The following is a 14,394-nucleotide window of genomic DNA, read 5'->3' on the forward strand; positions in this document are numbered from 1 at the left end:
CAACATCACCACCAGCGCCACCCCCCGACCCGACTCATCCTCCACGGACGCCGTTCGCGGCACCGGAAGTGCACGCTCGCGTCCGTCACCAGTACACGGAGCCGGTCCTCCGTCAGGATCGCCCGCGCCCAGATCTCCCGGCCGGCCGGGACCCGCGCGTGGCGGTAGGCGTTGGTCATCAGCTCGCTGAGCAAGAGTTCTGCCGTCTCCGTGATCTCCTGCGGCAGCGCCCATGAACCCGCCTGCTCCCGGAACAGTAACCGCGTCCGGCTCACGCTCCGTGCATGACGCGGCAGACGCCATTCGATGTCCTGAGGGAGTTTCGTCTGCATGCCCGGACCGGTCCTTACGTGGGGGATTCGGTGTTTGCCGAGTCCACCGTCGCGGCCCACGCCTACTCTCGGGAGTAACAGCGTTTGTACTTTGGGTAGTTGTACCCATGGTGTACACGGTGATCCGGCGGAGGTACGCGTGACGACGTCAATGGAGACGAATCTCGCCTGGCGGTATTGCGGAAACCAGATCAAGATGTGGCGCGAGCAGGCGAGCGTCACCAGAGAGGCCCTGGTCAAGGAGACCGGCTACGGCTACGAGTACGTCAAGTCGATGGAGACGGGGCGGCGCAAGCCCACCATGCGGTTGCTGCAAACCGCCGACCAGATGTGCGGAGCAGGCGGGAAACTCATCGCCGCGCAGGAGTTCCTCAAGCCGGAGGCACACCCGCAGCGGGCCCAGGAGTACATGGCGCTGGAGAAGGACGCCATCGCGATCAACTCCTATCAACCGCTACTTATCCCCGGGATGCTCCAGACGGAGGAGTACGCACGTGCGCTGATCGGCGAGAGCATCCCGCTCCTCGACGAGGAGACGATCGAGGAGCGCGTGGCGAGCCGCCTCAAGCGGCAGCGGATGCTGACCGAGCGCCAGACGGTGATGTTCAACTACGTGCTGCACGAGGCGTCGCTGCGGATGATGGTCGGCGGTCGTGAGGCCATGAGGCGACAGCTCGCACAGATCCTGGAATTCGGTAAGTTAAGGAACGTAACGATCAAGGTGCTGCCGTACGGGAGAGCGTTCAGTGTGGCGCTCAACGGAGGCGTCACGCTCCTGGAGACGACTGACCTTGAGCACTACGCGTACGTGGAAGGTCCGGAAACCAGCGCCCTGTACGCCGACGGAGACAAGGCCAGTGTGCTCGCCCGGGTCCATGACATGATCCGCACACACGCTCTCAGCCCCGAGGAATCGGCCGAGTTCATCAGAAAGGTGGCAGAAGAACTGTGAACGCCCGCCTGACGTGGTTCAAGTCCAGTTACAGCGACAGTCAGGGCGGCGAATGCCTCGAAGCGGCCCTGGATTGGAGCGAGTCCACCCCTCGCGCTGTCCACATACGCGACTCGAAGCTCGGCCCCCAAAGCCCGACCTTCACCGCCGCCGCGTCCGCCTGGAACGCCTTCCTGGCGCACGCTCGTACCGTCTGAGCTTCGAGCCGCGAAATCCGAGCTCTGCTTGTAGGGAATGGGTGGTTGGGTCTCAACCCACCACCCACCCTCCCCGCCGCGACCAGCACGCGTGACTTTCCGCGATCAGGTTGCGACGCACAGTCGCAACCCTCTAGCGTTCGCGACAACAAACAACCCCGGCCAGGTGCTACCAACACCCGCCGGGGTCTGACCAACAAGATCGAAGCGAGCGATCTCATGGCTACCCAAAACCTTAGCCCTGCCCTGCCTTCCCCCGCACACCCCCTGGCCAACCCCGGCTACGGAAAACGCGGCGCTCCCGACCAGGGGCCCCTCCGCCGCGACACCTTCGCCCATCTCCCCCTCCGCGCCCGCTACCTCGCCGGATTCATCGACGCGCTCCCCGAGCACGCCGCCATGGACGCGAAGACCCTCGCCAAGGAACAGCCCCTCTACGGCCAGGCAGCTGTCCGCTCCGCGCTCAACGAACTCACCCTCGCCGGGCATCTGCGCCGCGTACGCCGTCTCTCCGACACCGGCGCCGAGAACGGCACAACCCGCTGGGTGTTCCACACCTACTGGTCGCGCACCGCACGCAGCAACGAATGGTGGGCGCGCTTCCTCGAAGGTGACGTACCGGAACCGGAGCCAAGGCCAGAGGCCACGACACAGGCGCCCGCACCACGCTCCGACGCCTACCGAACCCTCGCCCAACTGGGCCTGCATGAGCCGCGATTGACCCTCTCCGCAGGCGACTGCGCCGCACTCGAAGACCTCGCCGCCACCTGGCTGGCCCGCGACCCGGCCCCGTACAACCTCACCCACGCCCTGACGGCCGGGCTGCCTCCGACCGTCCACTCACCCCGCGCCTTCGTCGCCCGCCGCCTGCGCGACAAACTGCCGCCGGAACGGCCCCGGTTCACCCCGAACCGGCCGTCAGCGGAGCGCCCCCGCAACCTCGTCGAGTGCACGGACTGCGGCGTCCCCGGCCGTCCCGAAGCGATCCCCGACGGCCTGTGCCGGGCGTGCCGACCCGCCAACATCAGGACACCCGCACGGATCTAGCCAGTTCGATGCCGGTCGCACGCCAATTCCGCCCCGCCCCAGCGCTCTCACGCGCACAATAGAACACAGGTCGGAGCACGGGGTCACAGAAGTACGGGGAAAGGCGCCACGCACATGGCACGCAGCGCACGCGGCACGGTCGAGCGGGACGAAGTCGAGCGGCCGATCATCGACCAACTGGTCAGCATGGGTTGGACGCACATCCACGGGCCCGATCTCAGCAGTGCCAGCGACCATGAGCGAGAACGGGACTACGACGATGTCCTCCTCCGCAAGCGCCTGCGCCGAGCGATCCAGCGGAACAACCGGGTCAACGGCGAGTCCTGGATGACCGACAAGGACGCCGACACCGCGATCGACGCGCTCAAGCGCACCGCGCGCAACGTCGCCGCGTCGTCCCTGCTCAGCGTGAACAGTGACGTCACCAGCCTGCTGCTCAGCGGAGCCCCGATCACCGGGGACGAGGAGCACCACCGGGGGCGTACCGTGAACGCCCAGTTCATCGACTGGGATCTGGAAGGGCTCGGGGATGGCGAGATCCTCAAGCGCAACGACTTCCTCGTCGTCGATCAGCTCCGCGTACGCACCCAGGACGGCGCCGAATGCGTCCTCGACCTCGTGCTGTTCATCAACGGCATCCCCGTCGTGGTCATCGAGTGCAAGAGCCCGGACGTGCCATACCCCCTGGGAGAGGCGGTCCGCGATCTGCGGCTGTACACGGGCTCCCCTCTCGATATCGACGAGCGGGACAGGCGGCAGGTGCGTGAGCTCGGCGTGCCCGAACTCTTCGCCCCCGTGCAGTTGCTCGTCGCCGCCTGTGGAACGAGTGCCGCCCTCGGCACCATCACCTCCACCGAAGACCACTTCGCGCAGTGGCGAAGCGTGACCCCTGACTATAAGGACGACGACGAGCTGCTGCGCGCGCTGCAAGGCGTGCGACGCGCCTCCGACGGGGAACGGCTGATCGAGGTCGGCGGTCAACTGACCGACCAGCACCGGCTCGTGGCCCTCGTCCTGCAACCGCGCAACCTGCTCAACATCATCCGGCACTACGTCTTCGAGATGCCGGTGAAGACCAAGCAGGGTGAGCCGCCCGTCACCGTGAAGGCCGTCTGCCGGCATCAGCAGTACCGGGCCGTCGAGAAGATCGTGCACAAGCTGCGCACCGGCCGGACCCTCGACGATCCGGCCGCCGAGCACGACGAGCGCGGTGGGGTCATCTGGCACACCCAGGGGTCGGGCAAGAGCCTCACCATGGCCTTTCTCGCCCGCCGTCTGCACACCAGCCGCGATCCTCGCCTCAACCGGTTCACCCTCCTCGTCGTCACCGACCGCAAGCAACTGGAGAAGCAGCTCGCGGCGGCCGTGCGGATCAGTGGCGCCGTCGTGCGCGTCGCGAAGTCGCGTACCGATGCCGAGGGGATGCTCAAGCGGGCGGGACAGCCCGGTGGGCGCGCCGTCATCTTCACCATGATCCAGAAGTTCCTGGGGCGGATCCCCGGCCTCGCCGGTACGGCGGAGGGAGAAGGTGGGGACGACCGTGACCTGACGGCCGAGTTCCAGGCCACGCAGGAGCACATCGCCGCAGGTGGCGACGCGGAGGAGGCGTCCGACCCGACACCGGACACAGCGGCCGTCGAGGAAGTGCGGCGGCGCTTCGCCGAGTGCAGCACGGACCCGCGAGTCCTGGTACTCGTCGACGAGGCGCACCGGTCGCACACCTCCGTGCTGCACGCCTGCCTGCGCGACGCCCTCCCGAACGCCGCGCGCATCGGCTTCACGGGAACGCCGATCATGAAAGGTCGGCTGACCGACACCGGAAGGATCTTCGGCCTCGAACCCGACGGGAAGTTCCTCGACGCGTACCTGATGGACGAGGCCGAGCGGGACAGGGTCGTCGTGCCCGTGCGCTACGAAGGGCGTACCGGATCGGCGGAGGTCAAGGACCAGGACGGGTTGAACCGGAAGTTCGAGGACCTGATCGCCCAGCTGCGCGCCGACCGGCTGCAGGAACAGAAACTGCGCAAGCGGCTGACGCCCACCAGCCGGGACGTCGCCGAGTCCGAGCCGATGATCGCCCGCAAGGCCCTCGACATGATGGAGCATTACGTCACGGGCCCGCTCACCGGCGGCTTCAAAGCGCAGGTCGCAGCAGTGAGCCGTAAGGCAGCCGTGCTCTATCGGCACAAGCTCGACGACGCACGCCATGAACTCCTCGCGCGCATCGTCGACTTCGACCCGGCCGCGCTGCGCGACAAGCCGCTGCCCGAGTACACCTGGGACGACCTGGTGCTGCTGCGTACCTGGCAGTACCAGGAAGTGCTGCGGCGCATCGACTTCGTGCCTGTGATCTCGGCGAGCAAGAAGGACGACAAGGTCTGGGAGGCCTGGACGGACCCGGATCGGCAGGACGAGGCGGTCCAGCGGTTCCTCGAACCGTTCCCTCAGCTCCCTCCCGACAACCCGTGGGCGGCGGGATACACGTCGCGGACCGAGTGCGCCGATCCGGTCGGCACGAACCCGTGGAGCGACACCGAGGTCCCCTCCGAGGAGGAGGTCAGGCCGGTCGCCTTCCTGATCGTGAAGTCCATGCTGCTCACGGGCTTCGACGCGCCGATCGAGCAAGTTCTGTACCTGGACCGGCCGATCCAGGACGCCGAACTGCTCCAGGCCATCGCCCGCGTGAACCGGCCCCGGCGCGACAAGAAGTTCGGCCGCGTCGTCGACTACTACGGCGTCCTCGACAATCTGGCCGACACGCTGCCCGCCTACAAGGGGGAAGCGCCCACGCAGCGCATGGCGCGCGACATGGTCCAGAGCCTGAGCGCCGACCTGCCGGAACTCGACGACAGCGCAAGGAAGTTGTCTGCGTTCCTCGGAGGGATGGGCATCGCGGATCTGGACTCGGCGCAGGGCCTCGCGCGAGGCATGCTCGCCCTGGACGACGAGGGCGACCGGGCCGAGTTCGACCGGCTGCTCGGCGCTTTCATGAACGCGCTGGAGCGCGTCCTGCCCCATCAGAGCGCCCTGGACCGAGTGCCCGACGCCCGGAGGTGGACACTGCTGCAAAAGCGCGTACGCCGGCACTACCGCGACGCCGAAGGCGGAGGTTTCTCGCTGCGGGGATACGGGCGCCAGGTGCGGGCCATGGTCGCCGACCACCTGGAACTCGCGGAGGTCGAGCAGGTCATCGCCCCCGTCTCCATCCTCGCGCCGGACTTCGACGAGGTGGTGGGACGCATCGTCGACGTCGAGGAATCCGCGGCCGAGCAGGTACAGGCGCTGCGCTACCACCTGGAGGAGCGGCGCGAGGAGGAGGACCGGCCCGTCCTGCGGACGCTGTCCGAGGAGCTGGAACGGATTCTGGAGGAATTCGAGGGACGCTGGGACGAGATCCAGACCCGTATCGGCCCCCTGATCGAACGGGCACGGAAGGCCGAGCAGGTCGACCCGATGGTCGCCGATATGACCACCGTCGAGCAGCAGCTGTACACGAAGCTGAGCGACTGCCTCACCGAGAACCCCGCCTTCGACCTGCCCGAGCCGACCGCCCTCAGGGACGTGACCAAAGAACTCGGAGGCGTGATCGTCCAGCATGTCTCCAGCGCCGCCTGGTCCGACAACGAGGCCAGCGTCGGCGATCTGCAAAGCGCATTGTGGGTCAGGCTCCGGCAGGTCAGGATCCGGCCGAAGGCGGGTGAGAGGCAGGCACTGCGGGACCTGTCCAACGCGCTCGCCGCACATGCGGCGCGGCACGCGGCGGCATTCAGGAGTGCTCCCAGGGGACAATAGGGAGGTGCCCGTACCTGCCGCTCCCCAACGTGACACCGGTCTGCCCGCCCTTGCCGACGGGCAGACGCTCGCGCTGAGCGGCAGGACGTTCCACGTCACCGTGAGTGCACGGCGCAGGCGCCTTGGCATGACGGTCGAGAGAGACGGCTCGCTGACCCTGCGCGTCCCGCCGCACTGCGATCCGGGGCGCGCCGAGCGCTTCGTGAGAAGCAGCGAGACATGGCTGGCGGACAAGCTGAAGCGGCGGGAGGACCATTCTCCGGCACACCCGATGCGGGTGTTCCGTGAGGGAGAGTCCTACTTCTACCTGGGGCGCGAATACCGGTTGCACATCGAAGAGGCCGGGTCGGGCCCGGGAGCGGTGAAGCTGGCGGCCGGCCGTCTGGTGCTACCGGAGTCTCTTGCCCAGGATCCCCGGAAAGCGCGCCGGGCTGTCATCGGCTGGTACCGGCGGACCGGACTGCGCTGGGCGTCGTCCAGGTTGCAACCTTGGGCTGCCCGTCTGGGAGTCCCAGAACCGATTGTCCGCGTCCGTGACGTCGGCAGTCGGTGGGGGACGTACCGGTCGGCTGCCTCCGGTCCAGGAACGATGGCCTTGCACTGGGCTGTCTTCCAGCTGCCCTCCCACCTGGTCGACTATGTCATCGCCCACGAGCTGGCGCACATCAAATTGCCAGGTCACGGGCCTGGCTACTGGAAGCTGCTGCGGATGGCGATGCCCGAGTGCGAGGAACACAAGGCCGAACTCGACGATCTGGGCCGACGGCTGTGGCTGGGTGACGTGCGCTGACGGGAAGTCCCGGGGAGCATGCGCGCCGAGCGTCTGGTGGGCCTCACAACGGCAGGAGCTTTCCGTCCGGCCCGCCGCCGCTCGCGCCGCACAAACCGGATGCGGCGCCGCGTGCCGCCGTGCCTGAATGGACCCCATGATGTCCACCGACCGCCTCCTCGCCTTCGCGGCGATGTCCCTGCTGCTGATCGTCATCCCGGGCCCGAGCGTGATCTTCGTCGTCGGCCGCGCCCTCGCCCAGGGCCGCCGCGCCGCGCTGACGACGGTCGCGGGCAACACCCTTGGGGCGTACGTCCTCGTGATCGCCGTCGCCCTCGGTATCGGCTCGCTCGTCGAGCGCTCGGTGGCGATCTTCATGACGCTGAAGCTGGTGGGCGCGGCGTATCTGATCTACCTGGGCATCAAGGCGATACGCCAACGGCGTTCGCTGCGCGCGGTGTTCGAGGAGGAGCGGGGCGAGGCGGGCCGCGGCAGCACCCTGCGCACCCTCTGGAGCCTCGCCGCGTCCACGGCCCGCACCTGGTTCGCCCGCTCCCCACGCCGCCTCGCGGCGGTCGGCGGCACGGGCGGCCTCGCGATGGTGGGCCTCGGCGTGACGGTTGCGGTCACGGGGAGGGCGGAGTGATGACGGACGACCCCGACGGCTACTTCGACGAGCACATCGCGGCGGACTACGACCGGTCCTCCGCCCGGATGTTCACCCCCGAAGCCCTCGACCCGACCGTCGACTTCCTCGCCGAACTTGCGGGTACAGGCCCCGCGTTGGAGTTCGCCGTCGGTACGGGGCGCGTGGCCCTGCCGCTCGCCGCGCGGGGCGTCGACGTACATGGGATCGACCTGTCGAAGGCGATGGTCGAGCGGCTGCGGGTCAAGCCAGGAGGGGCCGACATCCCGGTCACGATCGGGGACTTCGCCACCGCCCGCGCGGGGCGCCCGGACTTCACCCTCGCGTACCTCGTCTTCAACACCGTCATGAATCTGACCTCGCAGGACGCGCAGGTCGACTGCTTCCGCAACGCCGCCGCGCATCTCGCGCCCGGCGGCTGCTTCGTCATCGAGACCAGCGTGCCGGACCTGCGGCTGCTGCCGTACGGGCAGGAGGCCGTGCCGTTCGAGGTGAGCGAGAACCGGTGGGCCTTAGACCGCTATGACGTCGCCACGCAAGCCATGAGCTCGAACTATGTGGAGGTGGATCCCGGGACCGGGAAGGGGTCCTACTGGACCATCCCCTTCCGCTACGTCTGGCCCGCCGAGCTCGACCTCATGGCGCGGATCGCCGGGCTGCGGCTGCGTGAGCGGTGGGACGGGTGGACCCGGGAGCCCTTCACGGGCGAGAGCCGGCAGCACGTGTCGGTGTGGGAGAAGCCCGTGTGACCGGTGCGGCGTCATGCCACCCGCGTCGCCCCGGCGAACGGCATCTCGTCGATCGGGGCCACCCGTACCGGTGCGCTCGGGTTCGGGGCGTGGATCATCTTGCCGCCTCCGATGTAGAGGCCCACGTGGCTGATCGAGGAGTAGAAGAAGACCAGATCGCCCGGCTGGAGTTGGGACTTCGGGATACGAGGGCCCGCGTCGATCTGGGAGTACGTCGTGCGGGGGAGTGAGACCCCGGCCGCCTTGTACGCGGCCATCGTCAGGCCCGAGCAGTCGAAGGAGGAGGGCCCTGTGGCGCCCCATACGTAGGGGCTGCCCAGTGCGCCGTACGCGAAGGAGATCGCCTCCTTGGCGCGGGAGTTGGGCGCCTGGGAGAGGTCGGCGCGTTCCGCCGAGCGGGAGGAGCGCTCGCTCGTCGCGGGGGTGGCGGTGCGCTCCTCAGGGGTGAGGCGGTCGAGGAGGCGCCGGGCCTCCGCGAGTTTTCGCTTCACCTTCTTCTTGTTGTCCTCCAACTCGGCCTTCTTGGCGCGCAGTTCGGAGAGCGTGCCGTCGGCGTCGCCGCGCAGCTGGTCGATCTCGCGGAGTTCGCCCTGTACGCGGGTGACCGCGGCGGCCTGCCGCGCGCCGACGCGCTCCGTGAGGGACGCCTTGTCGAGATAGGCGTCGGGGGAGGAGGAGAGGAGCAGCTGGACCGACGGGTCCACGCCTCCCGTGCGGTACTGGGAGGCCGCGACCGAACCCAGCTTCTCCCGCTGGGAGTTGAGCGATTCGGTGCGCCGGGACGCCTCGTCCTGGAGGGCGTCCACCTTCTTCCGCGCCCCGTCCGCCTTCTCCTTCGCCCCGTTGTACTTCTGGGTGGCGACCTCCGCCTCCTGGTACAGCTTGTCGACCTTGGCCCGCACCTGTGCGGGGCCGAGCTCGGGCTCCGCGTGCGCCGCCCCGCCATCGAGGGCGGTGACGGTGGCCGCGGAAGCGAGGGCGAGCGTGGCCGCGGTGCGGGCCGTGCCCCCACCGCGGAGCGAACGCGGTCGGGGCTTTCGATGAGCTGCCGGCACAAGGTCCTCCTCTGGGCGCCGTACGCATCGCACGGCCCCCGGTCGCGCGTCCGGCGGCGGCCCGCACAGGGGAGCGGGCCGCCGCCGGACCTTTCTCGGCGGGGTGTCCGACTGCCGCCCCTGGCCCGGGCGGCGGTGGGGAGCCGGTCACCTGAGGAAGGACGCTAAACCTCTGCGTAACGGGTTGGTGTCGGATTGTTCGCAACTGGCCTGTTTGTTACGGATGGTGGCGGAGAGTGATAACAGAGTGGCAAAGGGGTGCCCGTAGTGGGCCATGGGCGTCCGGTTAGGCTCCGAGCCATGGACGTACTCATCCACCTCTTCGTCGGCCTGCACATCATCGGCATCGCCTCGCTGCTCGGCGGCTTCCTCACGCAGATGTCGGCGATGAAGGAGGGCGCGGCCCGCTTCAACAAGGCGATGCTGCACGGCGCCCTGACCATGCTGGTGACCGGCGTCGCCCTGGTCGGCCTCAACCAGGCCGACGGCAGCACCGTGAACAACATCAAGATCGGCGTGAAGCTCGCGCTCCTGATCGTGATCCTCGGCATCGTCTACGTGAAGCGGGACGAGGAGAAGGCGGAGAAGGGCCTCTTCATCACGGTCGGCGCGCTCACCGTCGTCAACATCTTCATCGCGGTGCTCTGGACCTGAGCGAGCGCGTACCAAGACGTACAAGCGCGTACCAAGACGTACAGAAGGGCCCGGCAGGTCGCACCTGCCGGGCCCTTCTGTGTGGGGTCAGGCCGGCCGCACCACGCTGTGGATCGACGACGTGCCGTCGTAGTAGATCGACTCCTCGCGCACGACCGCGCCCGGCTTCGGCGCGTGGACCATCATGCCGTCGCCCATGTAGAGGCCCACGTGGCTGATGTCGTCGTAGAAGAACACCAGGTCACCGGGTTGGATGTCGGAGAGCGGCACCGTCTTGCCGACCTCGACCTGGTCCCAGGTCGTCCGGGGCAGCGAGATCCCCGCGGACTTCCACGCCGCCTGCGTCAGGCCCGAGCAGTCGTACGAGTCCGGGCCCGTGGCGCCCCACACGTACGGCTTGCCCTCCTGCGACTTGGCGAACGCGAGCGCCTGCGCGGCCTTCGTGGCGTACGAGGCGTCCGAGGAAGAGGAACCGGAGCCGGAGGAGCCCGAGGAACCCGAGCCCGAGGAGCCGGACGACTCCTGCTCCTTCTGCGCGGCCTCCTCGGCCGCCTTCCGCTTCGCCTCCGCGGCCTTCTGCTTGGCGGCCAGCTCGGCGGCCTTCTTGCGGGCCGCCTCCTCCTTGGCCTTCTGGATCGCCGCGAGCCGCGCCTTCTCCTTGGCCGTCAGGTCGGCCAGCAGCTTGCGCGCGTCGGAGAGCTTCGTCTGGACGGTCTCCTTCGTCGACCTCAGCTCGGTCTGCGACTCGGTGAGGTCCTGGAGGCTCGACTGCGCCTCGGTGCGCTTCTTCGCGGTCTCGCGCGCCTGCGCCTGATAGTCGTCGACCGACTTCTTCTGCTCGTCGGTGAGCCGGCTCATCAGCTGGCGCTGCGAGAAGTAGTCCTCCGGGTCGTCCGCGAGGAACATGGTCGCGGTGTCGCTGACCGCGCCCGAGCGGTACTGCTCGGCGGCGTATCTGCCGAGCTTCTGGCGGGCCGTGTTCATGTCGTCGGTGCGCTGGGCGACATCGTCGAGGAGCTTGTCGACCTGCTGCTTCTTGGAGTCGGTCCGCTCCTTCACCCCGTTGTACTTCTGGGTGGCGACCTCGGCCTGCCGGTACAGGGTGTCGACCTTCTGCTGGACCTCTTCGAGGCGCGGCTTGGACGACGGCTGCGCGGGCGCGGCCTGTGCCGTCTGCGAGAGCAGTGCCACGGAGGTGAGGGCGGCGGTGGTGATGCCGACCGCGGGGGTCGTGCGAAGGCCGCCGGTGATCCGGGAACGGCTGCGGGGCTTGCGGTGCGACGCCAAGGCAGGCGACTCCTTCCGTCCTCCGCCTACCGGGTTAGCTGTCGGGTTCGGGCGTGGTACGCGGAAGGCTGCCCTACGGTCGGCTGACCGATTCACCCCAAGGTCGGTTGGGTCCCCGGTTCCCTGCCTTACGGCGTACGGAACTCAGCGGGGGCTGCCCGTTCGCCGCGACATCCGCGGGCGGGGGGACGGGCTGCCCGGCTGCACCGTAGCCAACTCGTGTGGCTGCTGTGAAGGTTGATGTTCGATATGCCCGATACATTTTCGTGATCTGGCCTCTGGAGGGCCCTCGGAGTTCCGAGGAGAGCCCATGGAGTTCGGAGCAGGGCCCTTGGAGTTCCGAAGGCAGCCACGGGTTGTCAGTGGGGCGGCCTAGACTCGGAGAGCGATGAGCAGCCTCTTTGACGACAGCTTCCTGACCGGCCTCCAGAAGAACGGTGCGGAGGAGCCCCCGCCGCCGCCTCCGGACCCCGAGTACGACGACGGGGCACCGGAGCCGATGCCGGACGACCTGTTCGGCGGGAGGCTCGGCGCGCCCGAAGACAGGGACACGCACTACCGGGACGGCGCCCCGCGCCCGGTCCTGAGCGCGGCCACCCTCCTGGAGGGGCTGAACGAGAACCAGCAGGCGGCCGTCACGCACGGCGGCACCCCGCTGCTCATCGTCGCGGGCGCCGGATCCGGCAAGACCCGCGTCCTCACGCACCGCATCGCGTACCTGCTCGCCGAGCGCGAAGTGCACCCCGGCCAGATCCTCGCGATCACGTTCACGAACAAGGCCGCGGGCGAGATGAAGGAGCGCGTCGAGGACCTCGTGGGCCCGCGCGCGAACGCCATGTGGGTCTCCACGTTCCACAGCGCCTGCGTCCGCATCCTGCGCCGGGAGAGCAAGAAGCTGGGCTTCACGTCCTCCTTCTCGATCTACGACGCCGCCGACAGCAAGCGGCTCATGGCGCTCGTCTGCCGCGACCTCGACCTGGACCCGAAGAAGTTCCCGCCGAAGTCCTTCAGCGCCAAGATCAGCAATCTCAAGAACGAGCTGATCGACGAGGAGGACTTCGCGGCGACCGCGGCCGACGGCTTCGAGAAGACCCTCGCCCAGGCCTACGCGATGTACCAGGCGCGCCTGCGCGAGGCGAACGCGCTGGACTTCGACGACCTGATCATGACGACGGTGAACATGCTGCGCGCGTTCCCGGACGTCGCCGAGCACTACCGCCGCCGCTTCCGCCACGTCATGGTCGACGAGTACCAGGACACGAACCACGCGCAGTACGCGCTGGTGCGCGAGCTGGTCGGCCCCACCGAGGGCGAGGACGCGGACCCGGCCGAGCTGTGCGTCGTGGGTGACGCGGACCAGTCGATCTACGCGTTCCGCGGCGCCACGATCCGTAACATCCTCGACTTCGAGGACGACTACCCCAACGCGAAGACGATCCTCCTGGAGCAGAACTACCGCTCCACGCAGACGATCCTCAGCGCGGCGAACGCGGTCATCGAGCGCAACGAGTCGCGTCGGCCCAAGAACCTGTGGACCAACGAGGGGCCCGGCGCCCAGATCACCGGCTACGTCGCGGACACCGAGCACGACGAGGCCCAGTTCATCGCCGACGAGATCGACCGGCTCACCGACGCGGGCGACGCGCTGGCGGGCGACGTGGCGATCTTCTACCGGACGAACGCGCAGTCCCGTGTCTTCGAAGAGATCTTCATCCGCACCGGCCTGCCCTACAAGGTCGTCGGCGGCGTCCGCTTCTACGAGCGCAAGGAGGTCAGGGACGTCCTGGCCTATCTGCGCGTGCTGTCCAACCCCGAGGACTCGGTGCCGCTGCGCCGCATCCTCAACGTGCCCAAGCGCGGCATCGGCGACCGCGCCGAAGCGATGATCGACGCGCTCTCCCAGCGCGAGAAGATCTCCTTCCCGCAGGCGCTGCGCCGCGTCGACGAGGCGTACGGGATGGCGGCCCGCTCGACGAACGCCGTGAAGCGGTTCAACACGCTGATGGAGGACCTCCGCACGATCGTGGAGTCGGGCGCGGGCCCGGCCACGGTCCTGGAGGCCATCCTCGAACGGACGGGGTATCTCGCCGAGTTGCAGGCCTCCACCGACCCGCAGGACGAGACCCGCATCGAGAACCTCCAGGAACTCGCCGCCGTGGCCCTGGAGTTCGAGCAGGAGTCCGCCGCGGGCGAGGACACGGCGGAGGGCGAGTCCGAGACGGGCGGCGGGGGGCTCTCCGACTTCCTGGAGCGCGTCGCGCTCGTCGCCGACTCCGACCAGATCCCCGACGAGGACGACGACGGCAGCGGCGTCATCACGCTGATGACCCTGCACACCGCCAAGGGCCTGGAGTTCCCGGTCGTCTTCCTCACCGGCCTGGAGGACGGCGTCTTCCCGCACATGCGCTCCCTCGGCCAGGCCAAGGAGCTGGAGGAGGAGCGGCGGCTCGCGTACGTGGGCATCACGCGCGCGCGGCAGCGCCTCTACCTGACGCGCGCCTCCATGCGCAGCGCCTGGGGCCAGCCCTCGTACAACCCGCCCTCCCGGTTCCTGGAGGAGATCCCGGCCGCGCACCTGGACTGGAAGCGCACAGGACCGTCCACGCCTGCGGCCTCGACCAAGAGCATCGGTGGCGGCATCGCGGCGTCCCTGTCGTCCTCGCGCTCCCGTACGGGTTCGACGCCGGCCTTCGCCACGCGCCGCGCGGGCGACAAGCCGGTGGTGGCCCTCTCCGTCGGCGACCGCGTCACGCACGACCAGTTCGGGCTCGGCACGGTGGTGGGCGTGTCGGGCACGGGCGACAAGTCGGAGGCGTCGATCGACTTCGGCGACCCGAAGCCGAAGCGTCTGCTGCTGCGGTACGCGCCGGTCGAGAAGCTGTAGTCGCGCTGCGGCCGCTCTCTACGGGGGGCG

At 68.7% G+C, this 14,394-nt stretch carries 12 protein-coding genes and 1 riboswitch; of the genes, 9 read left to right on the top strand and 3 right to left on the bottom strand.

Going from position 1 to position 14,394, the window contains the following annotated elements:
- Positions 1–5: 5 nt before the first annotated feature.
- A complete protein-coding gene (locus tag OHA73_RS26290; RefSeq protein WP_327656276.1) occupies positions 6–332 on the bottom strand; it encodes an ATP-binding protein in 327 nt (108 codons plus the stop codon).
- Between the two features lie 139 nt (positions 333–471).
- On the opposite strand from OHA73_RS26290, the gene OHA73_RS26295 reads away from it, so the two are divergent.
- The 7 genes from OHA73_RS26295 to OHA73_RS26325 all read left to right on the top strand — a co-directional run bounded on the left by OHA73_RS26295 (position 472) and on the right by OHA73_RS26325 (position 8,484).
- Positions 472–1,284: a helix-turn-helix domain-containing protein gene (locus OHA73_RS26295; RefSeq protein WP_327656277.1), complete on the top strand. Its 813-nt coding sequence runs from the start codon at positions 472–474 to the stop codon at positions 1,282–1,284.
- A complete protein-coding gene (locus tag OHA73_RS26300; protein WP_327656278.1) occupies positions 1,281–1,481 on the top strand; it encodes a DUF397 domain-containing protein in 201 nt (66 codons plus the stop codon). The genes OHA73_RS26295 and OHA73_RS26300 overlap by 4 nt, the downstream gene beginning before the upstream one ends.
- Positions 1,482–1,700: 219 nt before the next feature.
- Entirely contained in the window at positions 1,701–2,528 is an 828-nt protein-coding gene (locus OHA73_RS26305) for a hypothetical protein (protein WP_327656279.1), read from the top strand.
- A 114-nt stretch (positions 2,529–2,642) separates the two neighbouring features.
- Entirely contained in the window at positions 2,643–6,320 is a 3,678-nt protein-coding gene (locus OHA73_RS26310) for a type I restriction endonuclease subunit R (protein ID WP_327656280.1), read from the top strand.
- A gap of 4 nt (positions 6,321–6,324) precedes the next feature.
- Positions 6,325–7,110: a M48 family metallopeptidase gene (locus OHA73_RS26315; RefSeq protein WP_327656281.1), complete on the top strand. Its 786-nt coding sequence runs from the start codon at positions 6,325–6,327 to the stop codon at positions 7,108–7,110.
- A 136-nt stretch (positions 7,111–7,246) separates the two neighbouring features.
- A complete protein-coding gene (locus tag OHA73_RS26320; protein ID WP_327656282.1) occupies positions 7,247–7,735 on the top strand; it encodes a LysE family translocator in 489 nt (162 codons plus the stop codon).
- Positions 7,735–8,484, top strand: coding sequence for a class I SAM-dependent DNA methyltransferase (locus tag OHA73_RS26325; protein WP_327656283.1), 750 nt, complete (start codon positions 7,735–7,737; stop codon positions 8,482–8,484). Before OHA73_RS26320 ends, OHA73_RS26325 begins: the two co-directional genes overlap by 1 nt.
- Positions 8,485–8,495: 11 nt before the next feature.
- Here the strand turns inward: OHA73_RS26325 and OHA73_RS26330 are convergent, their stop codons facing one another.
- Entirely contained in the window at positions 8,496–9,539 is a 1,044-nt protein-coding gene (locus tag OHA73_RS26330) for a C40 family peptidase (RefSeq protein ID WP_327656284.1), read from the bottom strand.
- A 300-nt stretch (positions 9,540–9,839) separates the two neighbouring features.
- Between OHA73_RS26330 and OHA73_RS26335 the strand changes: the two genes are divergently transcribed.
- On the top strand, positions 9,840–10,193 hold the full coding sequence (locus tag OHA73_RS26335; protein WP_266713222.1) for a hypothetical protein: 354 nt from the start codon (positions 9,840–9,842) through the stop codon (positions 10,191–10,193).
- Between the two features lie 87 nt (positions 10,194–10,280).
- On the opposite strand, the gene OHA73_RS26340 is transcribed toward OHA73_RS26335, so the two are convergent.
- Complete coding sequence (locus OHA73_RS26340) at positions 10,281–11,480, bottom strand: C40 family peptidase (protein ID WP_267069491.1); 1,200 nt, start codon at positions 11,478–11,480, stop codon at positions 10,281–10,283.
- Between the two features lie 8 nt (positions 11,481–11,488).
- A riboswitch (cyclic di-AMP (ydaO/yuaA leader) is annotated at positions 11,489–11,640 on the bottom strand.
- A gap of 228 nt (positions 11,641–11,868) precedes the next feature.
- On the opposite strand from OHA73_RS26340, the gene pcrA reads away from it, so the two are divergent.
- Positions 11,869–14,364, top strand: a complete 2,496-nt coding sequence (gene pcrA, locus OHA73_RS26345) for a DNA helicase PcrA (protein WP_267069490.1) — start codon at positions 11,869–11,871, stop codon at positions 14,362–14,364.
- Positions 14,365–14,394: the final 30 nt, after the last annotated feature.

Source organism: Streptomyces sp. NBC_00483 (assembly GCF_036013745.1).
Lineage (GTDB): Bacteria > Actinomycetota > Actinomycetes > Streptomycetales > Streptomycetaceae > Streptomyces.